The organism is Streptomyces africanus (assembly GCF_030816955.1).
Classification (GTDB): Bacteria; Actinomycetota; Actinomycetes; order Streptomycetales; family Streptomycetaceae; genus Streptomyces; species Streptomyces africanus.
In genome coordinates this window covers 9,002,001-9,028,119 of sequence record NZ_JAUSYP010000001.1, presented here as the reverse complement: position 1 = coordinate 9,028,119, position 26,119 = coordinate 9,002,001, and the positions used below count along the sequence as shown (strand labels likewise).

Annotated in this window: 23 protein-coding genes and 3 pseudogenes; 9 read left to right on the top strand and 17 right to left on the bottom strand. The window is 69.8% G+C overall.

What is annotated here, in order from left to right:
* Positions 1-178 precede the first annotated feature (178 nt).
* Positions 179-2,556 (bottom strand): annotated as a pseudogene (locus tag QF034_RS41700) (Tn3 family transposase); the annotation flags it as partial.
* Between QF034_RS41700 and QF034_RS41110 the strand changes: the two are divergent.
* Both QF034_RS41110 and QF034_RS41105 read left to right on the top strand, forming a co-directional pair.
* Positions 2,507-2,992: an MFS transporter gene (locus QF034_RS41110; protein ID WP_307179728.1), complete on the top strand. Its 486-nt coding sequence runs from the start codon at positions 2,507-2,509 to the stop codon at positions 2,990-2,992. The pseudogene QF034_RS41700 and the gene QF034_RS41110 overlap by 50 nt on opposite strands.
* A gap of 33 nt (positions 2,993-3,025) precedes the next feature.
* Positions 3,026-3,319 (top strand): DUF1330 domain-containing protein, encoded by a 294-nt coding sequence (locus tag QF034_RS41105; RefSeq protein WP_307179727.1) that lies wholly within the window; start codon positions 3,026-3,028, stop codon positions 3,317-3,319.
* 127 nt (positions 3,320-3,446) lie between these two features.
* Here the strand turns inward: QF034_RS41105 and QF034_RS41100 are convergent, their stop codons facing one another.
* Together QF034_RS41100 and QF034_RS41095 are read right to left on the bottom strand one after the other, a co-directional pair.
* Positions 3,447-3,578, bottom strand: coding sequence for a hypothetical protein (locus tag QF034_RS41100; RefSeq protein ID WP_307179726.1), 132 nt, complete (start codon positions 3,576-3,578; stop codon positions 3,447-3,449).
* Between the two features lie 86 nt (positions 3,579-3,664).
* The gene (locus QF034_RS41095) at positions 3,665-4,402 is read right to left on the bottom strand and encodes a dienelactone hydrolase family protein (protein WP_307179725.1); all 738 of its coding nucleotides are present in this window, start codon (positions 4,400-4,402) and stop codon (positions 3,665-3,667) included.
* Between the two features lie 249 nt (positions 4,403-4,651).
* Here QF034_RS41095 and QF034_RS41090 point away from each other — a divergent pair.
* A pseudogene (locus QF034_RS41090) lies at positions 4,652-5,068 on the top strand (arsenate reductase ArsC).
* A gap of 230 nt (positions 5,069-5,298) precedes the next feature.
* Here the strand turns inward: QF034_RS41090 and QF034_RS41085 are convergent.
* From QF034_RS41085 to QF034_RS41065, 5 genes are all read right to left on the bottom strand, one after another.
* A complete protein-coding gene (locus QF034_RS41085; RefSeq protein ID WP_307179724.1) occupies positions 5,299-5,589 on the bottom strand; it encodes a hypothetical protein in 291 nt (96 codons plus the stop codon).
* Positions 5,573-5,791: a hypothetical protein gene (locus QF034_RS41080; protein WP_307179723.1), complete on the bottom strand. Its 219-nt coding sequence runs from the start codon at positions 5,789-5,791 to the stop codon at positions 5,573-5,575. Before QF034_RS41080 ends, QF034_RS41085 begins: the two co-directional genes overlap by 17 nt.
* Entirely contained in the window at positions 5,788-6,384 is a 597-nt protein-coding gene (locus tag QF034_RS41075; protein WP_307179722.1) for a hypothetical protein, read from the bottom strand. Before QF034_RS41075 ends, QF034_RS41080 begins: the two co-directional genes overlap by 4 nt.
* A gap of 116 nt (positions 6,385-6,500) precedes the next feature.
* Positions 6,501-6,914, bottom strand: coding sequence for a hypothetical protein (locus tag QF034_RS41070; RefSeq protein ID WP_307179721.1), 414 nt, complete (start codon positions 6,912-6,914; stop codon positions 6,501-6,503).
* Positions 6,911-7,174, bottom strand: a complete 264-nt coding sequence (locus QF034_RS41065; protein WP_307179720.1) for a hypothetical protein — start codon at positions 7,172-7,174, stop codon at positions 6,911-6,913. Before QF034_RS41065 ends, QF034_RS41070 begins: the two co-directional genes overlap by 4 nt.
* 86 nt (positions 7,175-7,260) lie before the next feature.
* Between QF034_RS41065 and QF034_RS41060 the strand changes: the two genes are divergently transcribed.
* The 3 genes from QF034_RS41060 to QF034_RS41050 all read left to right on the top strand — a co-directional run bounded on the left by QF034_RS41060 (position 7,261) and on the right by QF034_RS41050 (position 10,202).
* Positions 7,261-7,971 (top strand): Tn3 family transposase, encoded by a 711-nt coding sequence (locus QF034_RS41060; protein WP_307179719.1) that lies wholly within the window; start codon positions 7,261-7,263, stop codon positions 7,969-7,971.
* A gap of 150 nt (positions 7,972-8,121) precedes the next feature.
* Positions 8,122-8,778 (top strand): TetR/AcrR family transcriptional regulator, encoded by a 657-nt coding sequence (locus tag QF034_RS41055; RefSeq protein ID WP_307179718.1) that lies wholly within the window; start codon positions 8,122-8,124, stop codon positions 8,776-8,778.
* Positions 8,775-10,202 (top strand): MFS transporter, encoded by a 1,428-nt coding sequence (locus QF034_RS41050; protein WP_307179717.1) that lies wholly within the window; start codon positions 8,775-8,777, stop codon positions 10,200-10,202. Before QF034_RS41055 ends, QF034_RS41050 begins: the two co-directional genes overlap by 4 nt.
* 93 nt (positions 10,203-10,295) lie before the next feature.
* On the opposite strand, the gene QF034_RS41045 is transcribed toward QF034_RS41050, so the two are convergent.
* The 3 genes and pseudogenes from QF034_RS41045 to QF034_RS41030 all read right to left on the bottom strand — a co-directional run.
* Positions 10,296-10,691: a transposase gene (locus QF034_RS41045; RefSeq protein WP_370880993.1), complete on the bottom strand. Its 396-nt coding sequence runs from the start codon at positions 10,689-10,691 to the stop codon at positions 10,296-10,298.
* Between the two features lie 91 nt (positions 10,692-10,782).
* Positions 10,783-12,150 carry a cytochrome P450 gene (locus QF034_RS41040; protein WP_307179716.1) on the bottom strand — a complete coding sequence of 456 codons (1,368 nt, stop codon included), beginning with the start codon at positions 12,148-12,150 and terminating at the stop codon, positions 10,783-10,785.
* A 641-nt stretch (positions 12,151-12,791) separates the two neighbouring features.
* Positions 12,792-13,411, bottom strand: a pseudogene (locus QF034_RS41030) (transposase); the annotation flags it as partial.
* A 303-nt stretch (positions 13,412-13,714) separates the two neighbouring features.
* Between QF034_RS41030 and QF034_RS41025 the strand changes: the two are divergent.
* Positions 13,715-14,452: an SAVMC3_10250 family protein gene (locus tag QF034_RS41025; protein ID WP_307179715.1), complete on the top strand. Its 738-nt coding sequence runs from the start codon at positions 13,715-13,717 to the stop codon at positions 14,450-14,452.
* A 313-nt stretch (positions 14,453-14,765) separates the two neighbouring features.
* Here QF034_RS41025 and QF034_RS41020 read toward each other — a convergent pair whose 3' ends face one another.
* From QF034_RS41020 to QF034_RS41000, 5 genes are all read right to left on the bottom strand, one after another.
* Positions 14,766-16,022 carry an immunoglobulin domain-containing protein gene (locus tag QF034_RS41020; RefSeq protein WP_307179714.1) on the bottom strand — a complete coding sequence of 419 codons (1,257 nt, stop codon included), beginning with the start codon at positions 16,020-16,022 and terminating at the stop codon, positions 14,766-14,768.
* A complete protein-coding gene (locus QF034_RS41015) occupies positions 16,019-16,573 on the bottom strand; it encodes a hypothetical protein (protein WP_307179713.1) in 555 nt (184 codons plus the stop codon). The genes QF034_RS41020 and QF034_RS41015 overlap by 4 nt, the downstream gene beginning before the upstream one ends.
* Positions 16,574-16,625: 52 nt before the next feature.
* On the bottom strand, positions 16,626-19,556 hold the full coding sequence (locus tag QF034_RS41010; RefSeq protein WP_307179712.1) for a M48 family metalloprotease: 2,931 nt from the start codon (positions 19,554-19,556) through the stop codon (positions 16,626-16,628).
* A complete protein-coding gene (locus QF034_RS41005; RefSeq protein WP_307179711.1) occupies positions 19,556-20,095 on the bottom strand; it encodes a hypothetical protein in 540 nt (179 codons plus the stop codon). Before QF034_RS41005 ends, QF034_RS41010 begins: the two co-directional genes overlap by 1 nt.
* Before the next feature lie 131 nt (positions 20,096-20,226).
* On the bottom strand, positions 20,227-20,760 hold the full coding sequence (locus tag QF034_RS41000) for a hypothetical protein (RefSeq protein ID WP_307179710.1): 534 nt from the start codon (positions 20,758-20,760) through the stop codon (positions 20,227-20,229).
* 158 nt (positions 20,761-20,918) lie between these two features.
* On the opposite strand from QF034_RS41000, the gene QF034_RS40995 reads away from it, so the two are divergent.
* Complete coding sequence (locus tag QF034_RS40995; protein ID WP_307179709.1) at positions 20,919-23,927, top strand: AfsR/SARP family transcriptional regulator; 3,009 nt, start codon at positions 20,919-20,921, stop codon at positions 23,925-23,927.
* A 129-nt stretch (positions 23,928-24,056) separates the two neighbouring features.
* Here the strand turns inward: QF034_RS40995 and QF034_RS40990 are convergent, their stop codons facing one another.
* On the bottom strand, positions 24,057-24,689 hold the full coding sequence (locus tag QF034_RS40990; protein WP_307179708.1) for a hypothetical protein: 633 nt from the start codon (positions 24,687-24,689) through the stop codon (positions 24,057-24,059).
* A 445-nt stretch (positions 24,690-25,134) separates the two neighbouring features.
* On the opposite strand from QF034_RS40990, the gene QF034_RS40985 reads away from it, so the two are divergent.
* Positions 25,135-25,962, top strand: a complete 828-nt coding sequence (locus QF034_RS40985) for a hypothetical protein (RefSeq protein WP_307179707.1) — start codon at positions 25,135-25,137, stop codon at positions 25,960-25,962.
* Positions 25,963-26,119: the final 157 nt, after the last annotated feature.

Below are 26,119 nucleotides of genomic sequence, written 5' to 3'. Positions count from 1 at the left end.
GGCCGGCACGTCAGACGATCTCCACCGTGGACACCGGCCGACGACCAGCCCGAGCATCCCGCCCGCCACCACATCAACCCTCGTGGCCTGCAAGCTTCACGACGCACACGGCTCACTGGTCAACCGTCGCGGTGGCCCACGGACTGACCCACTTCGGCACCGCAGCCGGGAACCCGCCTCACTCGGCGTCATCGTCCTCGTCCGGCTCGGTGGCGTCCGGATCACGCAGGGGGCGCAGCCCCCGGCCGGGGCCGCTGGCGGTGATGTTGAACAGGTAGCGGCCCAGGAAGTTGATGTGCCGGTCCTTGAGCGGGGAGATGCGGGCGACGTCCTCGTCCTTGATGTCGTGGCCCTCGGCGCGGAGTTGGGCGACGGCGGCGTCGAGGTAGCGGGTGTTCCACAGGACGACGGCGTTGAGGACCAGGCCGAGCGCGGCGAGCTGGTCCTCCTGGCCCTCGCGGTATGCCTGACGGATCTGCCCGCGCCCGCTGTGGCAGATCGCGCGGGCGAGCCGGTGGCGGGACTCCTGCACGGTGAGCTGCCGGTTCATCAGTCGCCGGTAGGTGTCGTCGACCGGGTCGACCACGGCGAGCAGGTGCATGGTCTTGTCGATCCGGCCGTACTCGGCGAACGCGGCGCCCAGCGGGGTGGGGTGTCCCTCGCGGCCGAACATCCGCAGCAGGTCGTACGCGCGCACCTGGTTGGTGATCAGCGATCCGGCGACGCGGAGCATGTCCGGCCAGTGCGTGACGATCCGCTTGAGGTTGACCTTGTTGCAGGCCACCGCATCCAGCGGCCCGTACCCCGACGACTCGTCGCCGTCGGGGTAGTCCGCGCGCCAGAACCGCTGGTCGTTCAGGTCGCGGAAGCGCGGGGCGAAGCGGAAGCCGAGCATCTTGTACAGCCGAACGCCGTGTCGGAGTATGAGGCGTTGTCGGTGGCGACCATCTCCGGCTTCACCCCGCCGTCCAGGTTCAGCAGAGTGTCCAGGGTGTAGAGGCTGTCGCGCGGGGTGCCGCGTACGACCATCGCGCCGATCCCGGCGACCTGGTCATTTACTGCGTTGAGCCAGGTCACGCCCCTCTTGTAGCCGTAATACTTGGGCGAGGGGCCGGTGTTGATGCTCTTGACGGGGACGACGAAACGCAGGCCGTCGACGGAGGCGAGCAGCCCGCCGCCCCACATCTGGGCCAGCTCGATGCGGGACTGGGCGGCAATCAGCGCGGCGTTCGCCGCGGCGATGGTGTCGGCCCGTACGTAGTTCTGGTCGACGTGGGACAGGCGCGAGCGGGTCAGGGCCTTGTTGTCCGGGTCGATGACCGGGGTCAGGCCGATGTTGCAGCTCTGCGCCACCAGCAGCGCGACCAGGGAGACGAGCAGGCCCTCCATGCGGGTGCACCGGTCGGAGACGTGGCCGAACGCGTCGAGGAACCCGGTCCAGGAGTGCACCTCGAAGAGCAAGTCGGGTATGTCGATCCTGGGGAGCATCGCCTCCGTGGTGTTCTTCAGCCAGGTCAGCGACTCCGGCTCGCCCACCGCGCCGAGCTTGTCCACCGACAGCGTGGCGCGTCCGCCGCCCTCGGGGACGACGATCTCGACCTTCGCGTCGTCGCCCGCCTCCTCCATGCGGTCGGCCATCTGCCGCCACGCCACATCCAGCCCGCGTACGAGGTCGGCGAGGTGTGCGGCGGCCTCCTCGGTCAGGGACAGGCCCGCGAGCACGTCCGGGCGCATCGCCTCCCACCGCGCCCCGTCCAGCAGCCTCGCGCGCGGATCGGCCCACCGGTTCGACGGGGCGGCGAACACGTCGCGCCGGTTCAGTGCGCGGTGCAGCTGCTCCAGGACGCACACCACGTACGCATCCCGGTCCACGGAGCCCTGGGGCAGCTTGGCGTTGGAGAACACCGCCCGCTTCCACATCGCGGGCACCGGTTCGGCGTCGACCTCGCGGGGCAGCAGCGGCCGGTCCTTGACCCTTCGGCGCGAGAGCGCGGGGAGCCGGCGCACCGCCTTGAGCAGGCGCCGCCCAGCGGGGGCCGCGCCCAAGGCGTCCGACTCACCGAGCAGGGCGAGGAAGGGGCGCACTGTGTTGTAGCGCAGGGCCAGCTTCTCGCGCATCGCCGCCTCGGCCGACCCGTCGTCCTCCGGGACCAGGGCCTCCACGGTCGCGACCGCGGAGGAGACCGCCGTCCGCGGCACCGCCTCCTCCACGGCCGCCCACGGCGCGGCGACGTCCAGGTCCGCGTCGTGCTCGACGACCAAGTCCAGCTCCTCGGTGAGGATCTTCGACGCCTTCGCCAGGACCCGGGCCGCCTTCTCCAACTGCGGCAGCATCGCCAGGCGTTCCCGGTCCGAGGCCCGCCGCGCGGGGCTGATCAGCCGGTTCGCCATCAGCACCGCGAACAGGTCGAGCGCGTCGTCGACCGCCTGCGCCTCCAGCTGCCGCACCACCGCCGTGAGCAGCGCGGTGCGCCGCGGCTCCGGCGCCCGCTCGATCGTCTGCGCCTTGCTCAACTGCCCGTACCGGGCCAACGCCGAGAGCCGGTTCACCGGCACCCGGGACACGCCGCGGGTCCGGACGCGGATCGCCGACCCCCTGCTCCTGGCCGGCAGCGCCGTCGTGGTCGGCGGCGGGTTCGCCCTGTTCGCGGCGGCCCGGTCGGACCTGGCCGAACTGTTCGCGGCGATGGGCGTGCTCGGCTTCGGCGTCGGCGGCTTCTCGGCCGCGATGCCCGGCGTCATCCTGGCCGTCACCCCCAAGAGCGAGACGTCGAGCGCCATGAGCTTCAACTACGTCGTCCGCAGCGTCGGGTACTCCCTGGGCAGCGCCATCGGCGGCCTGATCCTCGCCGCGGGCACCGGCCCCGGCCACCTCTTCCCCGACGACAGCGCCTATACCACCGCGGCGCTGGTCGGCATCGGCGCCATGGCGATCCCGACGCTGACAGGCCTCGCTCTCGCCCGCCGACGCTCGTCCGAGACCAACTCGTAAGTCAGATGCACTCATCCCAACACTGGAGGTTCCATGCCCAAGGGCTACTGGGTCAGTGTCTACCGCACCATTTCAGACCCTGAGAAGCTGGCTGCTTACAACAAGCTGGCCGCTCCGGCCGTCAAGGCCGGGGGCGGTCGGACCTTCGCCCGTGGCGGTCGGGTCGTGGCGCATGACGCCGGAATCGCCGAGCGCACCGTCCTGATCGAGTTCGACAGCTTCGAGCAGGCCGTCGCGGCGCACGAGAGTGCGGCCTACCAGGAGGCGCTGGTCGCCCTCTCCGACGGCGTCGAGCGCGACTTCCGCATCGTCGAAGGCATCGACTGACCGAGGTCCAGTCGGATCTTCACTGAAGATCCACCATCTTGGTTTTCGCTGGTGCGGCTGCTGGTGTGGCGGGGTTCGTGGGTGCTCGTGCTGGTCGTGGGCGGCTGTCTTCGGTCTTGATCGTCTGTCAGCGGTCGAGTTCGAGGTTCGTCAGGACGAGCAGGGCGCGGAGCAGGTTGGTGGCGCGGGCGGGGCTCGCCTCGATCACGCTTATGACCTGCAGGCTCACCTGGCCCGCCGTCCAGCCCAACGCATCCATGCCCCGATCTGCCGAACCCGTCCACGCTGCTTGAGGCGTCCCAGGCATGACGCCGACCAAGCTTGGTGCCAGCATGTTTGCCTGGGTCATGCCCCCAGATGCTCCGTCACGGGCAGGCACTCGGCGAGCAGGTCGACGACGTCGCGCCAGGCTCGCTGCGCGTGCCGCGGGTGGTAGCCGACGCCGGGGACAACGGGGTGGTCGACCGGCGGATGGTGGAAGGCGTGCAATGCGCCGCCGTAGACCGCGAGGCGCCAGTCGACGCCCGCGGCCTGCATCTCAGCGGTGAACGCCTTGCGTTGTGCGGGCGGCATGATCGGGTCTTCCGACCCGACCCCGGCCCACACTGGGCAGCGAATGCGCGCTGCCTCGCCCGGTCGGCCCGTGGTCAGTGCGTTGACTGTCCCGATCGCGCGCAGGTTGACGCCGTCGCGCCCGAGTTCCAGCCCGACGGCGCCCCCGGTGCCGTAGCCGACGGCGGCGATCCGGTCGGGGTCGGTCCGCGGTTCGTTGCGCAACACGTCGAGCGCTGCATGGCCGATGCTCCGCATCCGGTCGGGATCAGCGAGCAGTGGCATGCAACGGGCCAGCATCTCTTCGGGGTCGCTCAAATAGCGCCCGCCGTGGAGGTCGAAGGCCAGCGCTATGTATCCCAGCTCGGCGAGAGCATCGGCCCGGCGGCGTTCGACGTCGCTGAGCCCCGTGCCCTCTGGTCCGAGCAGTACTGCGGGCCGGCGGTCGACACCGGCCGGGAGCGCGAGGTGCCCGATCATCGTCAGACCGTCGGCCGGGTACTCGACCGTACGCGTCGTAATCGTCGTCATGAGACTGGACTGTAGTGATCGTCGAGCCCGGTCCGGCCGCTGTTCTGCCGCTGGCAGAGCAGCGCGGGTATCCCCCTGAAATACGACGAGGGCTCACAAGAACCGTCACAAACCTCGTCCCCACGGCAGCTATCCATCCCGTTGCCCCTTTGACCCGTATCTCGGTCAGAGCTCTCACCGGTTTGAAGATGGGTTCTCAACCCGCCCCGGTGACCGGCCGGTCGGCTGCCCCCGAAGAAGGAACCGCTCGTGTGTGAAACCGTCTCCGGCAAGCCGTCCGTGCTGTTCGTGTGCGTGCACAACGCCGGACGCTCCCAGACGCCGCCGCCTTCCTCACGCACCTGTCCGCCGGCCGGGTGGAGGTCCGTTCGGCCGGGTCCGCCCCGGCCGAGACCGTGAACCCGGCGGTCATCGAGGCGAGCCGAGGCCGGGATCGATCTGTCCGCCGAGGTGCCCAAGGTGCTGACCATCGAGGCGGTCCAGGCGTCCGACGTGGTGATCACGATGGGGTGCGGGGATGCCTGCCCGGTCTTCCCGGGCAAGCAGTATCGGGACTGGAAGCTCGACGACCCGGCTGGTCAGGACGTCGAGGCGGTCCGCTCGATCCGGGACGAGATCGAGGCGCGCGTCCGCACTCTGCTCGCCGATCTCCTTCCCGTGCAGTGACGCCTCGCCGGTACGTCAGCTGCAGGAGCCGATGGTCTGGCCGCCGCGGGGAACAGCAGCGAGGCGGGCCCCAGTTGGCGTGCCGGTAGCGGCCTGAGGACTGCGCTGCCGGATGATCTCTTCGTGCTGGGCGGCGATGCGGGACAGCGCGAGGATCTTGAACTCGCTCAGTTTCTCGATCGCCTCGCTCTGACGAGCCGCACGTTCCCGCAGGGCGTCGATCTCGGCTTTCAGACGGGCGATCTGGGCATCCCGGGGGTCCGGGGGGGGGTGCCCGCCTCGTGCAGTGCCTTCAGGCGGCGTACGAAGTCCTCGGCAAGATGCTGGTACGGGCCCTCCCGCACAGTGCCGTTGGGGTTCTTCTTCGAGTAGAACCCGGTGCGGTTGATCCCGGCCTCCGCGGCCAGCGTCTTGAGGTCGCAGCGTCCGCCGGGCGGAAGCTCGCCGCGCAGGAAGCGGTCCATGGCGGCCCGGATCGCTTCCTCGTTGCGCCGGCGTTCGCTGCTACTGATCTGTCCCATGCATCTCTCCGTGGTCCGCGGCGTCGATCCCGGCGACGATGCGTTCGGCGTGCTCGGCCTCGACGACCAGCCGGGCTCGCTCGGTCTTCTGGCCGCGTCCGATCTTGCTGATGAAGGCCCGGCTGGTGGCTGCCGAGTTCGCCCATACCTCACGGTGGCAGGAGTGATGGGTGGCCTGCGGGCAGCGGGCCGAGTCGCTCATCCCGGCCAGCGGCCGGTCTCGCTCGGCGCTGCGGGCGAGGGTGAGACACACGGCCTTGCCCGGGTCGAGGAACCAGCAGTAGTTCGCCAGCCCCAGGTGCAGGGCGCCGACCCGTCTGGCCAGCAGGTTGAGCAGGCCTGTGCTCCGCCGGGACGGTTCGTATACCCCTCGGTGGTGGTGACGGACAGGTGCTTGAGCTGCAGCTTCGCCGCGAACAAGCCCCCGGGCCGGTGGGCGAGCTCGACCGCCAGGGTGCGTCGCAGGATGCGCGGGGTCAGGACATCGTCAGGCAGATGGGGCAGCCCCAGGCGCTGTCCCTCGCCGCCGTTGGCCCACTCCCGCAGCTCCCGGTGGCGGCGGCACAGATCCAGGTGGGCGGGGAACGTGTGCGCGGCGCCCGGGTCGGCGAGCTCGCGCGCGATGCCGGCAGCCTCGTACGCCTCGGGCACCACCACCCACTCGTCCCGACTCCCGCCGTGGCCACGGTGCTTGATGACCTTGCTCTTGAGGCGGTGCCGCACCCGGTTCGGACCGTAGGAGCAAGGCGCGAGCCGGCAGTCGAGGGGGAGTTCGATCAGCTCGCTGGTGCGCATGCCGCTCAGCGCCGCGATCGTGAGGATGCAGGCCGTACGGACGTGGCTGAGCAGTCGCGCCAGGTGTTGTCGGCGCTCATTGCAAGGTGGCCGGCCCCTCGGGCTGTGGGCGCGCATCACTCCCGGGTGGCGACTGCCCGGTCAAGCGGGAGGGGGATGACTGCGGCGCTGTTCGTGGTGTGCTCGCGGAGTGCGGCGTTCTCCGAGAGGAGGGTCATGATGACGGTCGCGGCGGCGTCGACCTGATCTTGGAGTTGACGGCACTGTTCGCGGCTTTTGCGGAGCTTGCTGCGCAGCTCTGTGAGTTCGGCGTCGCGTTGTTGTTCCCGAAGGCCGGCGGGGCTGGTCCCGACGCGACTGTCCCAGTCCGATAGCACATCAGTGGCCCGGTTCATCGTTGCCCGGCTGACCTGACCCTCGCGGCAGAGATTGTTCTTCGTCAGCTTGCCGTCGGTGCGTTCTGGGGTGCTGGCGAGGAGACGCTCCATCGCCTCGCGAAGAGCCCGTTCGGTCTTGGGGGAAACGGTCACTGCTCGACCTTCTTGATCATGAGGTTGACCTCGTGGAGCTGTGCGTCGAGGTGAGCCCGGCGGTTCCCGGGCAGGGATGTGTCGTCTCGCAGGCGGTTCAGGGACGCTCGCTCGGCCTTCCAGATCGGCAGGTGCTCAGGGGCAAGGATGCTGTTGGCGCATCGGGAGGGCTGGCAGCGGTCCAGCAGCGGGCCTCGATGTCCTTCGGGGACGATGGTGTTTTCGACGCACTTGGCGCCGGAGGGATCGTCGTCGTTCATGGTGCAGTGGTTGAGCTTGCCGAAGCGGATCGAACGTCTTCATCTACTCCCAGCTCAAGAACTGTTCCTCCTCCGAGGTCGCGGCCATGATCGAGGTCCTGCTGCGGCACTGCACGGACGCCGAGATCGAGTCGAACTACGTCGACACGCACGGCGCCTCCGTGGTCGGGTTCGCGTTCACCGAGCTGCTCAACTTCCGCCTGCTGCCGAGGCTGAAGAACATCGGCAGCATCCGCCTGTACCGGCCCGACGACGACCCGCCCGGCTGGCCAGCGCTTGCCAGCTCCCTGACCCGCTCGATCCGCTGGGACCTGATCGCCCAGCAGTACGACCAGATGGCCAAGTACGCCACCGCCCTGCGCCTGGGCACCGCCGAGGCGGAACAGGTGCTGCGGCGCTTCACCCGCGGCGGCCCCAAGCACCCGACCTACCAGGCCCTCGAAGAACTGGGACGCGCGGTGCGCACGATCTTCGCGTGTGACTACCTGGCCGGCCCCGGCCTGCGCCGGGAGGTCCACGGCGGGCTCCAGGTCGTGGAGAACTGGAACAGCGCGAACACCGTCCTGCACTACGGCAAGGACGGCGCCCTGACCGGTCCGGACAAGGAACACGCCGGGACCTCGATGCTCGGCCTGCACCTGCTCCAGAGCAGTCTCGTACATATCAACACCCTGCTGCTTCAGCGGGTACTCGCCGAGCCGGCCTGGGCGAAGAAGCTGAGCGACGAGGACCGGCGTGGGCTGACCGCGCTGTTCTGGTCGAACATCAGCTGTACGGCACGTTCCGCCTCGACATGAACAAGCGCCTCGACCTATCGGGCGTGACCATTCCCGGTCAGCGTGCCGCCGTGAGCGAGCGAGCCGAGGCGGACCCCGCCACCCGCTAAGCAGAATGATCACTCACCCAATGAGTAGACAGTGTCTACGAATGCACGGTAGACACTGTCTATGACTGATGAGAGCTCCCTTCGGGAGCGGTTGATCGATGTCGGGGTCGACCTTGTGCTGACCGAGGGCTCCGCGTCCGTGGGCCTGCGGGAAATAGCCCGTCGAGCGGGGGTGTCGCACGGGGCGCCGCGTCGGTACTTCCCCACGCACCACGCGCTGCTCTCGGCTATCGGCCGTCGCGGCTTCGAGGATCTCGCAGCCATGTTCGCGGCCGCGGTCGCCGGCACGACCACACCGCGCGGCCAGTTGGAGGCTCTCGCGCGGGCGTACGTCGGGTACGCACTGGAACGCCGCGGCATGTTCGAACTCATGTGGCGGCACGACCTGCTCGACGGCGCGGCGCAGGCATCGGACCAACCGAGGCTGCGCGAGTCGACCCTCCCGCTGTTCGGACACTTCACCGGACTCGTCGCCCGATGCCGATCGGAGCGGGATGCCGCGCGACGCGCCGACGGGCCGAACGTGGCCGGACCGCCGCCTGCGGTGACCGCCGCCGCCCTGTGGTCAAACCTGCACGGCATCGCCCAGCTGTGGGCCTGGGGCAGCTTGCAACTCGCCCTCGGCGCCCCACCGCTGGACGGCGACCCCGACGACAACCAACGCGACCGGCTCATCGCGGCAGTTCTGGACGCCCACCTCGGCCCGGTGACCTCATGACCGCACCCGCACAGCGGCATATTGCACTTCTGGTCAGCGTGGTCGGCGCGGTGATCGTCGCACTGGACGGAACCATCCTGCTCATGGCGCAGCCCGGCATGCAGCGTGATCTCGGCGCGAGCGTGGCGCAGATCCAGTGGACGAGCACCGGCTATCTGGTCGCCGTGGCCGCGTTACTCGTGATCGCCGGGCGCCTCGGGGATCGGTACGGGCACCCACGCCTGCTGTTCGTCGGCGTCCTCGGTTTCGGGGCTGCCTCGGCCGGGATCGCGCTCGCGCCGACCGTCGGCTGGGTGATCGTCCTGCGCGCGGTGCAGGGCGGGTTCGCCGCGTTCCTCCAACCTGCGACGCTCGCGCTGCTACGGCTGTCGTATCCCGCGGGCCGGCTCGGCAAGCCGATCGCCATCCGCACCAGTGCGATCGCGGTAGCGGCAGGGTCCGGTCCGCTCCTGGGCGGTGTTCTCGTGGCTCATCTGGGATGGCGCGCCGTCTTCTGGGTCAACGTGCCCCTCGCGTTCGTCATCGCCGTCCTCGCCCTCGCCGTACGGAGGCCGGCACCTCAACGTGCCAACTCTCCACGGCTCAACCTCACCAGCGCGGGCCTGCTAGCGGTCGCGCTCGCAATCCTGGTCCACGCCTTGGCCGACGTACCCGCGCGGGGGTGGACCGCCGCGCCGACGCTGCTCGAATGCCTCGCCGTCATCGGCATCGCAACGGTGATCACCTGCCACGAACGCCGCACCACGCACCCGATCGTTCCGCCGGCCGTAGCGCGGTCCGTACCGGTGACCGCGTCGATGGCGATCCTGCTGGTCACCACCGCCAGCCTGTTCGGCGCACTGTTCAGGGCCACCTTCTACCTCCAGGACGTACTTCGACTCGACCCACTCGCCAGCGGTCTGCGCGTACTCCCGCTGACCGTGCTCATGGTCCTCGGCTCACCCGCCGCGGTTGCCGCACTGCGCCGGTACGGTGCGCGCCGCACCGCGATCGCCGGTACGGTCCTCGTCGTGGTCGGCATCGCAGGGCTGTCCCGGCTCGGTCCCGCCAGCACATGGATGGCCATGGCTGCAGCCTTTGCCGCCATCGGTGCCGGGTTCGCCACCGTGATGGTCACCGCCACCGGGACCGTCGTCGGTGACGCGCCGCCCGGGTACGCCGGGGTCGTCAGCGGACTCAAGCAGACCGCCATGAATATCGGGCCGACCCTCGGCGTCGCCGTCGCGGCCAGCGCGACCGGCACGGCTGCTTCAACCATGAGCTCCACTCTGCTGATCCTGGCCGCACTCGCCGCTCTCGGTCTGCTGCCCGCGTCGCGGCTGCCCCGGCACCCGGCCCACCAAGAAGGAGACGACACGACCGCCTCACGCCCGGCGCACGCACCAACACCACAGGCAGCACCCGCTCAACACTCAAACAGTTGAGCAACCGCCGAACACACCCAGGCTGATCCGGTCATGTATCAGACCGATCTTCAGTGTCGGCAGACGATCGTCTGCCGACACTTGGGGACGTGATCACGAACCCGCAGGTGGGCACTGTCGGAAACTCGCGTCGGAAAACAACGTCGGTGAACGGTGCGGGTCCGAGCGCGTGATCGGCGGGCTCGCCGGAGTGGGCCGCCCCCTTTCGAGTGCTCCAGCAGCGTGCTGGTGGGCCGGCACGGCCGTGGAGTCCACCGAAATCGTCCAGTCGATGTCGTCATCGGCGTCCGCCGCCAGGACGGCGGCGAGGATCATCTCCCAGGTGCCGTCGACGGCCCATCTGATCAGCCGCTTGTGAAAGGTCTGGAATGAGCCGAGCTCGTCGGGAGGGCCCCGCCAGGGCGAGTTGGTGCGGTACTTCCACGCGAGGGCTGAAGAGTGCGGCGGTGGTCGGCCCATCGCCGCCCGCGAATCGGATCCGCCCGGCATCTGCGGCTCGATCCTGCTCCACATCGCATCAGTGATCACCAATCGAACGGACACGTCCGATCAACCGGTCAACCCATCGCAGAGACCGGCGCTAGAGGCCGACCCCGGCTCGGGGACGGTTCCGGGGGCGGACGGTCATCCGCAGGGTGCGCGGCCGTACGGTGAGCCGGGCGACCTGGCGAATGGCCTGGCCCTCGGCGAGTTCCAGCCGTACCGAACGCAGCATCGTCGCGATCGCCGTGACCATCTCGGTGAGGGCGAGACGGTCCCCCATGCACTTGTGCTTGCCGTCCCCGAAGGGCAGGAACGCGCCCGGCGGAGGCTCCTGCGCGGGGTCGGTCCACCGGTCCGGGTCGAAGGTGAGCGGGTCGGGGAAGCGCTCGGGGTCGCGGTGCAGGGCGTGCTGGCAGTAGGCCAGTTCAGTGCCGGCGGGCAGCGTCCACTCGCCGAGCCGGGTCTCCTGGGTGGTGCGGCGGGTGACCAGCCAGCCGGGGTGGTGCAGCCGCAGGGTCTCGGTGATCACCTGGTTCAGGTACGGCAGCCGGGTCATGTGGTCGAGGGCGACCGGCCGTTCGCCGAGGACCTCGTCCAGCTCGGCCAGGACCCGGGCCTCGATGCCGGGGTGGCGGGCGAGTTCGTACAGGGCCCAGGACAGCACCGAAGCGGTGGTCTCGGTGCCCGCCACGGCCAAGGTGAGGATCTCGGAGCAGATCTGATGCCCGGTCAGCGGCTCGCCGGTCTCCTCGTCGACGGCGCGCAGCAGCATGGAGAGCATGTCCCCGGTGTCATGCCCGGAGGCCTGCAGTTCGTCGACGGCGGTGTTGATGGTGGCGCGTACGCCGGCCCGGGCCCGGTCGAAGCGACGGTTGAAGGGCAGCGGCAGGCGCTCGGCCCAGTCGGGCAGCATGACGCGCACACCGACGTCGTTCAACACCACCGACAGGTCGCTGCGCAGCCGGCGGAAGACGGCGTCGTCCAGGCTGCCGGCGAACACCGTCTTGGCCAGCATGTCGAGGCTGAGCCCGACCATCGCCTCGCGTACGTCGAGGGTCCGCCCGGGCTCCCAGCCGGCGACCGTGGCCGTCACCTCGGCGCGCATGAGGTCGACGTACCGGCTGATCTCGGTGTGGGCGAACGCCGGTTGCAGCTGGCGGCGTTTGCGTACGTGGTTCCGGCCGATGGCGGTGACGACACTGTCGCCCAGCAGCTGGCCCAGCTTGTCGTAGAGCCGGCCCTTGTCGAGGGTGGGCCCCAGGGCCTTGAGCATCTGGTGGATCAGGGCCGGGTCCTGGACCACGATGGTGCGCGTCCCGGGTTGCAGGACGATCTCCACGAGTGGTTCCCGTGTCTCGCGCAGCGAGTCGATGAAGCCGAGGTTGTCGCGCATTTTCAAGGCGTGGCCGATGAACGGAAGCGATCCTGCGGCTCGGGGTATCGGAGGAGGCGCAGTGGAGGTCACGGGTCATCCCTTCACAGCAGTCACGGGCGCCCCTATGACTTCCCTGAGCTTCCCCCAGCGCAATCCTGTCATGAACGTGTCCTGCGCCACGTGGGACGAGCTGGTTGGAGGAGGGGGGAGAAGTTCCTCCCCTCCTCTTTCGGATGGCCGGGGTCCCAGAGCGAGCCTCAGGGCTGCGACAGCGTCGGCGATCACCCTCCCGGTGCCGTCCGCCACGGCTGCCAGCAGCGGGGGCGTGCGAGCCGACATCCGCGGCGATGTGAACCGTGACGGTACGGTCGATGTCACCAGTGATTCCGCTGCCGTGGGCAAACCCGTCTTTGAACCTGCTTGCGGGCAGCAGCGTTTGCTGCGGGTTGCCATGGGTCTCGTGCGGCAGGATGGGTTCTTCAGCCGGTGGCGCGCGGCCGGCATCTTCAACCTCATCCGCGACCCGCTCCGGCGCCAGGTCCGCCGCGCCCTGGGGCCTCCCCGCATCCCGCGGCCGTGTGATCGATTCGCAGTCCGTCAAGGTTGCCGCGACCGTCCCGAGATCCACTTCCGGATTCGACCCGGGCAAGAAAATCCCGGGCCGGAAGAGACATATCGTCTGTGGCATAAAGGGCTGCTGCTGTTCGTCATGGTGACGCCAGCCGACACCGGATCTCGGGATCCCCCTCGTGCCACTGACCAGCGGAGATGAGCCGATCGACGACCTCGCGCAGCTGGACGGTGGTGACGAGGTCGGCGCCCGGCTGAAGACGGATCGCGTCGAGCACCGCGGTCCAGGAGGTGCGGCCGGTCTCCAGCGCGGCCACGACCGAGTACGGCCAGCCCGGAATCATCTGGTGCTTGGCCTCGCCCCGGCCGTAGGTGTGGCAGAACGAGCGGCCCGGGCCGGTCTCGGCGTCCGGCCGCAGCCACGGCGAGACGTCGACCGCCAGGACCAGGCGGCCGTCGGCGGCCCTGGGCAGCGGCAGCCCCGTGATTCTCCGCAGTCGGCCGAGATCCACATGCCCCTTGTTCAAGCCGCCGTACAAGACACCGTGCCCACTGCGGTGTCCGGCGCCAGAGCGAGGTCGACCAGTGTCCTGACCGGCCCGTCCGTGCACAACAGGGCGTCGGTGAGCTCCAACAGCGCGTCAGCCCGTCCGTTCAGGCAGTCGTAGAAGTCGCCACGGAAGCGTGACAGCGTCGCGAACGCCTCATGCCGGTTCCCCTGTTGCAGGACACTCTTCTCCACGGCCTCGGTCTGGTCAGGTGTGTCCTGGTCGGAGCACATGATCAGGCCGAGGCCGCCCGCGCGTCCCGCGAATGCCCAGGCGAGCGACCCAGTTCGAGGCACGTTTCGACCTCGTCAGATAAACGACAAGGTGAGAAGCTGCGTCAGAACCGGTGATCTGTGACGTTCTGTAATTGGTGGGCCTGTTGATGTCCGCAGTCGCGTGCACGGATGAGTTGAGGGTTCATCGCCGAGGGCGGGCAGTGTCGACTCTCCAGACACTTGAAGCCGCCTGGTCTACGGTTAGTTTGGCTGTAGTCGAGGGCACCCCAGGGCTTCCGGATGGCCGATGGAGCGGAACAGATGCGCGATCTCCTGTACCTGTCCGAGAACAAGATGCGGGTCCTGAGCCCGCAGGTCCCGCGACAGCTGTGGAAGAAGGCCGGCTTCGAGGCAGGGGTCAACGTCGGGATCGCGTCCGTCAAGACGACGCTCCCCAACGACGTTCCCCAGTCGTCGGTCGCCATGCTTGACCCAGTCATCGAGATGATCGAGCAGCAAAGGACGGTCAAGGGGGCTACGCACGAAGGCGTGCGGGTGGGTGACTGGGTCCAGTTCCAGGACAAGTTCTTCTACGGCGACGCGGCGCCCGGCGGGACGGGGCGTGAAATTGAGGAGGTGACGGCCACTGACGTGGTGTACTTCGCTGCCCAGCGTAGGGTCAGGGAAACACCTTTCGTCCTGATCGGCTCGTCGGCGAACGTGGTGGACCGCTGGCAGTCGCCGGACTCGCACGTCAAGGTAGTGGGCACCTACTACATGGAGGCCGTGCGCGCGTACGCGGCGCGTCTCGCCCGACTGCCGGACGAAGGAGCGGAAAGCGAACTCACCGCTCCGCGCTCCAGCGACCACAACCTCGCGCAAGCGCTCAACTACCTGACTCCGATTTCCAGGTCGGTCGAACCGCATTCCGGGTGGGCGGCGGGGCCGGTGACGCTCAGGGGGCACGCTCGGGTCCTGGCAGCGCCGGGGGACGACACCTGGGGGCGTGCCGTCCTCGCCACGCCCCTCTACATCGAATACACGCCCGACCACGAGTGACCTATCTGAAACAGCTTCTCCGACGTTTCTCCGGGGCTCCGCGAGCATGCGGTTCGAGTTCACGCAGCTCAGAAGCGGTCGGTATGAATATAGCGGGTGCAACACCTGCGGTGCATGGAGCCTGGGTCAAGATTCACTCGGTGATCTGCTCGGGAAGACCTCACTGCCTACGCTGGTGACACCGGGGCGCAGGCGCCAGCGTCCCGCTGACCTCGGCGGGGGTCATCCTGAACCTGAGGGCTCCCTCCCCGTTCGGCAGGGCGACGCCGATCCCCGGTGCCACCTCATTGTGCCGTCGGCGCCGACGGGCCGGTCAGCGGGGTGTCGGCGGATTAGGAAGCGCCGCGATCTTCTCGCTGTTGTCGGCGGCCAGACGTACCAGGCGCTCGTACTCCTTCAGGGTGAGTGCGCGGTCGGAGGTGTGGATCTCGCCATGGTACTGGCCCCGGGTCGCCCCGGACCCGACGGACGACCCGGTCGCGGTGCACGACAGGTCCTCCGACTCGCCCGGCTTGATCAGGAGGGCACCCGAGCACTCCGGGTCCAGCTCCACCGGCGTCCCGTCCCGGTCGATGGCCCACGAGTAGGTCACCGGGACGGCCTTGGAGGCGTCCGGGTCCGAGGTGGACCCGAGGTACGTAACGGTCACCCGCGCGGTGAAGACGCAGGCGGTGGGGGCGCATTCACCCTTGTAGTCGCGCAGGATCTGGGTGGTCACGTTGATCCGGGGGTCCACCGAGTCGCGGATCAGAGGGAGCTTCGACCGGAAGTCGGTGGAGAACCGCTCCACCTCCTGCCTGGACATCGCCTTGATGTCGAGCACGACCGTCCCCCCGGAGAAGCTGATCCGGTCGACGACCCGGGCGCCGCCCACCCGCTCGTCGCTCAGGCAGATGGTGGTGTCGTCGGCGTGGATCGGGGTGCAGGTGTGGTCGCCCACAGTGACGGGCTTGCCGACGGTGATCTTCTCGTCGGGGACGTCCTCCGCCAGCACGGTCTTCGCCAGCGCCGGAGGCGCCAGGGCCGTGGCGAGGTCCTGGGAGAAGAACATTCCCGGCTGCACCATCGAGGGGTGCTCCGCGAGCACCTTCGACTTCTCGGCCATGCCGAGCGACCGCCACGCCTCGGTCTTCCCACCCAGGAATGACTTGCCGTCGATGCCCACGTAGTCCAGTGCCGGACTGTCGGGCATGCTCAACGTGCCGAGCGCGTCGGCGGGGTTGCTGACGATCAGGTCCACTCGGGCGTCCTCGCCTCCCTGGGCGCCTGTGATGCCCATTGTGCCCGTGTAGTGCAGCGCCGGGGCGTCACGCAGCAGGGCGGCGGCGCGCGTCAGGTCGGCGCGCGGCGACGAGTTGCGGTCGTCGTCCGCCCCGTTGGCCCCGTTGTCGCTGCCGGGCCCGTTGAAGATCCACAGGAGCAGGCCGGCGACGATGAGGAGGAGAAGGAGAAGCAGGGCGAGCAGGAAGGCCCGCCGCCGTGAGCGACGGCGCGCGTCCGGGTCCGGGCCCGGACTTGGGGTCGGACCCGACGCCGGACCCGGCGTCAGGGACGAGGAGTCGTCGGTCATCGTCCCTCACCGGCCTTCCCCTTGAGCGGAGTGAGACAGGTCACCGGGATGACCGTGGGCCAGGTGTACGACTTCTCCGCGACGACCTTGCCGTCGATGGTGATACGGCAAGTGGTCGTCCCGGTCCCCTCGATGTCCTCGCGGCTCGGGATGGCCCCGGTCTCGCAGGAGTCGCCTCCGGTCGCCCGGCCGAGACAGCCGGTCCCGTTGGCCATCAGGCTGACCCACACGTCCTTGCCGTCCACCGTGAGCGTGGTCTTCCATGGCGATTCGGCTGACAGTTCCCCGTCCTTCTCCCCGAGCACCTTCATGCCGTCGGGGCCATCGGCGTGCCCGAAGTAGTTGATCGCGACCGGTCGGCCGTAGTCGGAAGTGACCTCCAGGACGACGGCGTGGCGCTCGCCCGGTTCCTTGCTCGGGGCGGTGGCGCCTCTGCCCTTGTCGCTGCCTTCGCCGTCTTCGTTGCCTCCGCCGCACGCGGTCAGCGCGAGCGCGCCGCTCAGCAGCAGAACCGTGATGCGTCGCCTCGACAAGCTGGGGGTGATCGTCATGTGTCCGTTCTCCGGCGGGGTCGGGTCGGTTGGGTCAGTGCCTGGGTATTCACTATGACTTCGGCCGGATCGCCCCCTTTTCGGCGAGCCAGTAGAGCATCGCGTCCACCGAGTCGATGGCGTTCCGACGGGCGGTGCCCGCCGCCTTGGCTGTTGTGGTGCTCGGCCGCGTGGCGAGGGCCCGGCATGTGCCGACCATCGCCCGGTGCCGGGTCAGCACACGCGCCCACATTCGCTGTCCCGCCGCGCTGGGCACGCTGAAGTACGTGTTCGCCCGCCGCGTCGCCCGGTCCATCTCCCCGCAGGTGCTCTTCATCCGGTCCATCACCTGGAGGAATTCGGCGTCGGTGGTGGACTTTCCTCCGGCCGTGAAGGCGGCGCTGTACGTGCGTTCCGCGGCCCGCAGCGCCTGGATCCGTTCCAGCCCTCCGGCCGCTGCCCACGCCTGGTGCTGGAGCCGGGACACCGCCGCCGAGGGCGCGGGCGTCGACTGGTCCAGCATCAGCGCCGCCGGCCGGGAGGACCGTCCGTGCGACTCGGATACATCCACACTGAGCGCCGTGGCGCCGACCCCGGCCACGACGGCTCCGATCGCCGCCACGCGGACAGCGCGGCGCCACACCGGACGGAGTGGACGCTCCCCGACAGGCGCGAGCCGCGCCGCCGATCGCGGCCCGGCCCGGCGCCCGGTGATTAGCCACCGCCAGAGCAGCCCGGTGCCCCGGCCCACGAAGGCGGCCAGGCCCGCCACCAGCGTGCCCAGGGCCACCGCGTAGGGAAGTTGGACGTCCTGCGACAGCGACCACGACACCGTGTCCGGCCCGGCACTCGCGTCCGCCCGCATTATGGCGTACGTGGCTCCCACGCCCAGTAACGCGGTGATCCCCGCCGCCCCAAGCCCGGCCGTCAGCCATCCCGAGTCCGTCAGTGCGGCGACGACGGCGGCAGTCAGGGCCATCGCGGCGCAGATCACCAGGACGGGCCCCATGATGTGCGCGAGTCGGAGCGGTCCCGTCGTGCCCACGGCTCCCAGGTCCGCCGTACGCAGCCGGGCCAGCGCCACGGCCAGCCCGGCCGAGCAGACGACTCCGCCTGCCAGCCCGGCGGCCAGCAACCGCCCCGGCCCGTACGGAGCCGGAGCCGACGCCATCGCGCCCGCGCCTGGCAGCGTACGAGCGAGCCACCTCGGGCGTTCCACACCCAAGCCGCCGCCCAACCTGACGCCCGAGCGGGAGGCGACGACCAGAGCGAGCAACGGCAGCGCCCACAGCAGCACCTGCGCCCACCACAGAGTCCCGGCACGCGAGAGCGTGCCCGGCAGGAGGCCCACCACCGCGACGACATGCCACAGCAGCCCGATGTCCGAGGGCGGGGGCGGCAGTCCGGGCAGGTTGTACGAGGCCAGTACCCCGGCCGTCGTGAACGGCCAGCCGTCCGTGAGGACCTCGCCCAGGAACCACCACCAGTACAGGACGGAGGCGTACGCGAGCACGGGCACCGTCAGGCCCGCGAGCATGACCGGACCCAGCGAACGCCCTCGCCAGGCCCGCAGCCACCACTCGGCGTTCTGCGCGGTCCACGTCATCACCAGGACCAGCGCGGCCACGAGGATCAGCAGTGCCTCGGGGTGCGCGGGCAGCCACTGGTTCATCGCGGCGCGCGGCCCGGTCAGTTCCCCCACCACGACGCCGAGCCCGAGCCACAGTCCGACGGACCACCCCGAAGGGACCGGCCGCCCTGCCAGGAGCGCATATAACACGGCACGCCACAGCGCGACGCCGCCGATGCCCACGACTAGGCCCGCGACGAGAACCGCCTTGAGCCACAGGAGTTCGTACGGCAGCGCGCCCAGGTGCCAGACGAGGATGTCCGCCGCCAGCCCGGCGAGGAGAAGAGGCAGCGCCTTCAGCGCGAACAACACCTTCGGGTCGGTCAGGGAGGCCCGGCGCAGCGCCTGCGACGGGTGCGTGTGCCATAGCCCGGCGAACCGGACGAACAGTTCCCGCCACCCTCCCTCGGAGCGCTGCCGGGCAGCGCCGCCTTCCCACGGCTCCGCGCTCGCGCCCCAGCGGGCGGCCATGAGGTCGGCGTAGATCTCGCGGTGGCGCACGATCTCCAGGCGGGAGAGATAGACCGCCAGTACGAGCAGACCGCCGAGCACCTGGGCGTGCGTGTTGAACGGGGCGAACATGCCGCGGACGTCCGCCGTCCCACGGAAGAAGAGGATGTCCATGCCCACGGCCACCCACGGCAGCAGCACCAGCACGAGGAACACCCGCCACAGCGCGACGGTGGCGTAGGTGATGCCGATGTCCTTGTTGTGCAGATGCGCCAGCTCGTGCAGCACCACGGCACGGAACCGTGCCCGCTCGGTGTCGGCGGTGACCACCAGACCGCCGTCCAGGCGGATCACGGGCCGGCGCGGGCGGCCGAACGCGATGGCGCCGGTCGTCCGCGACGCCGGATCGACGACGAAGCTGGGCGTACGGTCGAGCCCGGTGACGGTCACCAGCTCGTTCAGCAGCGGTCGAAGTCCGCCGTGTACGTCTATCACGTCCAGCGGTACGACCTTGGTGCGCCGCGTCCGCCACACCGGTAGCAGCCAGTAGACGGCGAAGGCTGCGGCGAGCGCCACGGTCCCGACACCGAGCGCGACCCCGGTGAAGTCCTGCGCGAACCGCGCCGTGCACTCTGCCAAGGCGGCCAGCTGGTGCCTGGACTGGACGAAGCTAGTGTTCATCGACACGCTGGGATCGATCCCCGCAGCCAGGGAACAGGCCGCCGCCATGTCGGCCTTCTCCGAAGACGCGAGGAGGTGCCAGACGGTCCGGGGAATCATGCTCGAGCCGGCCGCCGCCAACAAAGCCAGCAGCAGGACGAAGCGCAGGGTCGTACCGGCCGCGAGGACCCGCTCGTCGAACGGGGCGGAGGCGGCGGGCGGCTCCGCGGTTCCGGGAGCGGTATCCGTGGGTACGACGCTCATCAGAGCTCGTCCGGCCTGTCCGGCCGTTCCGGTCCGTCCGGCGTATCCGAGCCGGGCAGTTCGGGTGTCCCATCGGCCTCCGTCTCGACCAGCACCAGCCTGGTCACCACCGCGTCGGCGATCACCGCCGCGCGCTCCGCCTCCAGCCCGCGCTGCGCGGCCATCGTCAGCACCGACTCCCGTACGAGCGCGAGCTGTTCACGCGTCAGCGGCGGAATCACCACCGGCTCGGACACTGGCCTGCGGAACAGCCTGCGCAGGGCGGTACCCGTCCTGGTGATCCCGTTGTCCATCCAGGTCCCCACGATCCGCTGCGCGGCCTGGTCGACCGCCAGCCACACCACCGGGGTCACCAGCGCGGCGGCCTCCCCGAGCCCGAATCCCAGGGTCTCCCGCCGCCGGTCCCTGCCGCCCAGCCGCCGTACGGCCCCGGCGTCGTCGAACCCGGCAAGACCCGCCACCAGCGGCAGTTCCTCCGGAGCCACCTCGGTCACCACATCCCGGACCAGGTCGCGTACACGAATCGCTTCGACGTCCATGACACCTCCGGGGTCGGGAACCGAACCTTGGACCTGCTGAGGCCGTCGCATGGGGAGGGGAGGTCGGGTTTCGGCGGCCGCGCGGCGCAGCCGCTCCTCCGGACAGCCGGAGCCGGCCCGGCGCGACGCCATCAGTCGGCCCGTACGAAGCTGAGCAGCACGCCGGTGCCGAGCCACGGCTCGACTCCACAGCATTCCCAGCCTGCGCCCTCTACGGCCTGGATCACTTCGTCGACTCCGCGGTCCACCCGCCTTACGGCCCGTTTTCCGTACGCCGGCCGATTGAGGTAGAGCTGCATCGTGTGCGTCATCTCCCCCGCTTCCCGCGCCCTGCGGGCCTCTCGGGCCAGGCTCCACAGGTGGCGCCGCTTCATGCTCGTCATGTGGTACCTCTGTGTCGTCTCGGCGGGCTGGATCCGTGCGGGGTCCTCCCATTCGGCGTGATCGGCGACCGCGCACACCGCCGCGTTCCGGCTGGGCAGGTCGGTGGCGACCAGGACCTGACACCCGTCGTGCCGCCGCGCCCAGGCGCTCCAGGCTCCCGCGCTGCCTTCGACCCGGCCGACGACCGAGCCGCCGGCAACGCAGATCCGGCAGCTGCCGTCGTCCAGGCCATACAGAACGAGGCCGCAGCGGCCCAGGAGCAGTGCAACCTCAGGGGTCATGGCACCTCCATGGGTCGGGCGCGCGCGGCGACGCCGGGTTGCAGGCGGCGGTGCCTGTGCCGTCCCCCGTACGGCACCACAACGACCGCGCTTCCTGCTCTGACTTGCCAACCGTGGGGGACGCCGCTGCAATAGCGATGAAATTCTGGTGATCCGTGATGACGGGGGGCCTGATGGCAATGGGGGCGTCGGAGGAGCTGCACGTCGCGTTACTCGGCCCCGTGCAGGCATGGCGAGGCGGCCGGGAGGCGGCTATCGGCCCGGCCCGCCGACAGGCGGTGCTGGCGGCGCTGGTGCTGCGCGGCGGCCGGCTGGTCAGCTACGAGCAGCTGATCGACGGAGTGTGGGGCGACCAGCCGCCACCGACGGGCCGGCGCGTCCTGCCCAGCTACGTATACGCGCTGCGGCAGGCCCTGGACATGCCGGGTGCGGGGCAGGACAGATCGGTGATCCGCGGCGGGTCGGGCGGTTACCGTTTCGCCGCGCCGGTCCGCCTCGACACAGCACGCCTCGCCGAACTTTCCGTGGGTACAGACGGGCTGCTGGCTGCCGGTGACGTCTCGGGGGCACTGGCCGCCGCTGAGCAGGGCCTGCGCCTGTTCCGCGGGGAACCGCTGGCGGGGCTGCCCGGCCCGTATGCGCTCGGGGAACGGCAGCGGATGCTGATCGAGCGCCAGTCCTTGCAGCAGAAGCGGCTGGAGTGTCTGCTGCAGCTCGGCCGCGGCAGCGAGGTCCTCGCGGACCTGGCCTCCCCGGAGGCCGCCCATCCGCTGGACGAGCCGGTACTGGCGCTGAGGATCCGGGCACTGTACGGCACGGGCCGGCAGGGCGAGGCGCTCGCCGTGTACGAGGGGCTGCGGCGGCGGCTGCGAGAGGAGTTGGGGGCCGCACCGTCTGCGGCCCTGCGGGATCTGCACGCGGCAGTGCTCCGTCATGACGACACGGCCGTCCTCGGCGGCTCGGCCGCCGCCGGCGGCTCTGTCTTCCCGGACGCAGTGCCCGCCTCGAAGGCCCCCACGGCAGCTGCCTCGCGGCGTCCCAGGGCATCGTTGCCGCCGGTGTCGGCGCAGGCCCGGCCGCGTCGCGCGGTAAACGAACTGCCCGGAAACGCAGGTAAGTTGATCGGCCGCGTCGCGGAAGTCGCCACACTGACCGCGCCCGCCCCCCACGATGCCGTCACCGTCGCGACGGTGGACGGGCCTGCCGGTGTCGGGAAGACATCGCTGCTGGTGCACGCGGCGTGGACGCTTCGCCCGCAGCACCCGGACGGCGTTCTCTTCCTCGATCTGCTCACGCACCGCTCCCCGGTGGGCGAACGCCCTTTGATGAAGCGGCTGCTCCAGCGGCTGCTGCGCACGCTCGGCACGGCCGACGCGGACGTTCCCCAGGACCGCGACGACCTGATCGCCGCATGGCGCAACGCCACCAGCGGGCTGCGGCTGCTGCTCGTTCTCGACGACGTGGGAAGCGCCGCGCAGGTGCGGCCACTGCTGCCTGCCGGTCCGGGCAGCCACGTGCTGGTGGCGGGACGGCGCAGGCTGACCGGACTGGACGCGGACCGGTGCGTGACCCTGGAGCCGCTGCCGACCGCCGACTCGATTGGTCTGCTGCGCCGCCTGATCGGCGAGGCGCGCACTGACGCCGACCTCAAGGCGGTCACCGACCTGGCGCGGCTGTGCGGGGGTCTGCCGCTGGCATTGCGGATCGCCGGCGCGCGGTTGCAGCACCGGCTGTCGTGGTCGCCGGCTCACCTAGCGGCGCGGATGGCGCGGGAGGAGCGGCGACTGGGCGAGCTGAGCGCCGGGGACCGCAGCGTGGAGGCCGCCTTCCACATGTCCTACGAGCAGTTGAGTGAGGCTCAGCAGCGGGCGTTCCGGCTGTTGGGCCATGCGCCGACGCCGGAGTTCGACGCGTGGACGCCGGCGGTGATGCTCGGGGTGGGCGTCGATGAGGCGGAGATCATGTTGGAGGAGCTGTACGACGCAAGCCTGGTGCTGCAGCCAGACCCGGGGCGGTACCGCCTCCACGACCTCGTGCGGGTCCACGCCCGGAAGCTGGCCGACGCCCGGCCCGAGGAGACGGCGCAAGCCCGCCGTAGGGTATTGCAGCTGTACGTCCATGCGGGCCGGCTCACCGGTGACGACGGCCGGGCATCGGACGGGGATCCACAGCGGTTCGACTCCGCGCGGGACGCGGCGCGGTGGCTGGACGAGGCGGGGGCGGACCTGGCGGATGTACCGAGGTACGCGGCGGAGCACGGCGAGGACGTCCTGACGGCGCAGCTGGGTGTTGCGCTGCGGGACTACTTCCTCCACCACGATCGCTACGACGAGGGCCGCGCGGCGTTGACGACGGCGCTGCAAGCCGCGGAGCGGAGCGGAGACCCGGCGCTGCGGGTCCTGGTGGCGGCGTCCTTCGGGTTACTGGACTACCAGCAGGGCCGGCTCGCGCAGGGTGGCGACTGGTTCCGGCAGGCGCTGAAGTCCGCCCGCGAGAACGGCGACGAGACGATGGCGGCGCTGCCTGTGACCGGTCTGGCCATCCAGGACTTCTTGCAGGGGCGGTACGACACGGTGACGGCCACCATGGATGAGGTGCTGCCGGTCCTGAAACGGGCCGACGACGAGTGGGGAGTGTCGCTGGCATTGGCGCTGCGGTCGATGAGCCGGTTCATGCAGGGTGAGGTGCGCACAGCGTTCGCCGACGCGCGGGCGGCGCTCGCCGCGGCAGAGCGCAACGGCCGCCCCATTCCGGTCAGCCAGCGCCTCATCTCCCTTGCGGACGGGCATGCGGGGCTCGGCGAACGGGCGGAGGCACGGGCGGTGCTACTGCGCGCTGAGACGCTGCTGCGGGAGGCCGGTGACACGATGCTGCTGGCGTTGACGTTGACACGGCTGGGGTCGGTCGCGGAGGACCTTGCAGAGGCGCAACGCCGCCATCGCCAGGCGTTGGCGCTGCACGCAGGCATCTCGCAGCGTTCGGAGCCGCACCGCACGCGGCTCGAGATGGAGATCCGGCGCCGCCTGGGTCAGTCGTACGCGGCGGCAGGTGCGCGGGCGCGGGCACGAGGCGAATTCCGTGCGGCACTGGCCCTGGAACGAGCAGCTGAACACCCGGACCTACAGGAGACGTTGCGGGCTTCGCTGGCGGAGGTGGACAGGGAGTGAGTCGGCGTCACCGGCCGGGCGCCGGGCGTCACCAACCGGGAACTTCGACGGTGCGCATTCACGCGTCACTTCCTCGGTTGATCTGGGTCATGAGCTCACGGTTGTCGCCGGCCTGGTCGATCCGAGCCTTCATGAGCATGCACTCACCCTCGTCCTGGTCGGCGTCGACAGCCCCGGCTCCGGCCTGCTGCGCGAAGGCTGCCGCGACGCCGCCACCGGCCGGTGGACCCTGCCGCCCGCCTCCCCGCGCCAGGTGAACGGCCTGGAGGCCACCACCCAGACCGAACGGCGCTTCGTGATCAGGTTCTGGCCCTCCAGCCAGTTCAGGAGATAGACGGCCGCCCGCAGATGTTGCCGGGCGACCGTGAGCTGGCTGTGCGTGATGTCCTTGCCGCGGCTGCGTCGGTGAAGCCGGCGCAGGAGGTGCCACGTCGCGTATCGGTGCAGGATTTTCCGTCCCTCAGCCGTCGCATGGGAGGTGACGAGGTCCTTCACGTGTCGTTCGAGGCGGACCATCTGCTCGTCCCGTTTCGGCAGGGCGCCGGTGGCGACGAGGACGCTGCGGATGTGTTCGACGACATTGCGTTCCGGGAGCTCGTCCAGGGCCTCGTGGGTGAGAGGGCGGCGGCCGGAGCCGAGATCGGACAGGACGGTGGAGACGATGCCCTTGGAGAGCCAGCGCATCGCGGTGCCGGCCCGTTCGGTGCCGACCAGGGCGTTGTGGAGGGGGTGCAGCTTCGGGGGGGACGGCGCCGGTGCCATCGGCGAGGAGTTCGTGGAGCCGCTGCTGGAGGGTGCAGGGCGGGCACGGTCGGAGCGGGCGGGGCCGGCGGGACGGGCGCTTGGTCGGGCTGGGCGCTCATGGCTCGTCCAGGCGGGGTCTCATCCTCACGGTAAGCGGAGCGCGCGGCGGCGGGGACAGGCATGTGGTGATCCCTTTTCCGGTTCATCGGGTCTCACACGACGACGGCCTCGCGTCGTTGCTTCAAGCCGGGGACAGGTGACGACCTGCGGAGACGATCAGTTCGTCGGTCTTGGCGACGACGCTCTCGCGGCGGCGCTGCGGCTTCAATCGGCGGGGCTCGCCAGTGGAAGCGGTCAGCCTTGACTCGGTCTGCGTCGCGCCGGGCGGAGTCGCCGTGCATCTGTTCTGATCCGTTCGGATAATGGAACTGTCTCCCGGGGGGGCAGGTGGTTAGGAGGCAGCATGACCACTGACTACAGGAGGCGTCGCGTTGTCTGCGTAACCGGCGTCTTGATGCTCGCCCTCGCTGCTCCGACCACTGCAGACGCCGTTTCGGCGGAGTCGCAACCCAGTCGGGGGTCGACGAGGGCCCCGGCCACCTGCGCGACGGCCACTACAGGCGTCCCTATCGCGCCCGGTTACGAAGGGCTGTACACCCACTACGCCGACATGATGTCCGGGTGCTCAGTGGTCAAGAACGTCGGTAGCCTGCCTCTCCAGTTCTGGAGCGACAACGGCAGCCTGATCGATGCGCCTGTGCATTCTGCGACCCCGGAGGGATGGGCTGCCGAAACCACCGCCCAGCAGATCAAGCGATGGATCCCGCCGGGCAGGGTGGTGGTCCTGCCGGGAGAATCCGCCGTGATGTACCAGCCGCCCCCCTCGTACACCGTAGATGTGGTCCCCGTCCACGTTGCCCGACAGGCCGAGTTCGCGGCGCAGTACACCAGATTGGCCCAGGCTGCGTACGACGCAGGCCAATCTGTACCGCTGAACAACCGCTTGGGGATTTCTATCAACGATTGCGCGGAAGCAGCGAGCGATACCTTGAATGAGCTGGGGCAGGGCACAGGGGTGGAGTCGCTCGCGGATACCTTCGACCGGGCGAAGGGGTTCAACTCATGCAAGAAGGCCTACGACATCATCGATCCCAGTTCCGCAAGCCCTGACAAACCCCCGGGCTGGGAGCGATGGCGCCAAAGGGCCACCGGCTTCAATGTCGAGTGGAACAAGCAGCTGACAGAAAAGATCGTCGCGCGCGCCGCCAGGATCCTGGGAACGGTCCGATAGCGGCCGCGTCAGCGGCCCAACGGGCACAGCGATAGCAACGACACGGCCACGTCAACGCGCAGCACCCCAGGCGTCGGCAACCTCCGCATGCGCCGGGAGCATCATGGCTCGTTCAACTCATTTATGACTGCGCTCGACGAGCACGTGCGCGTGGGCG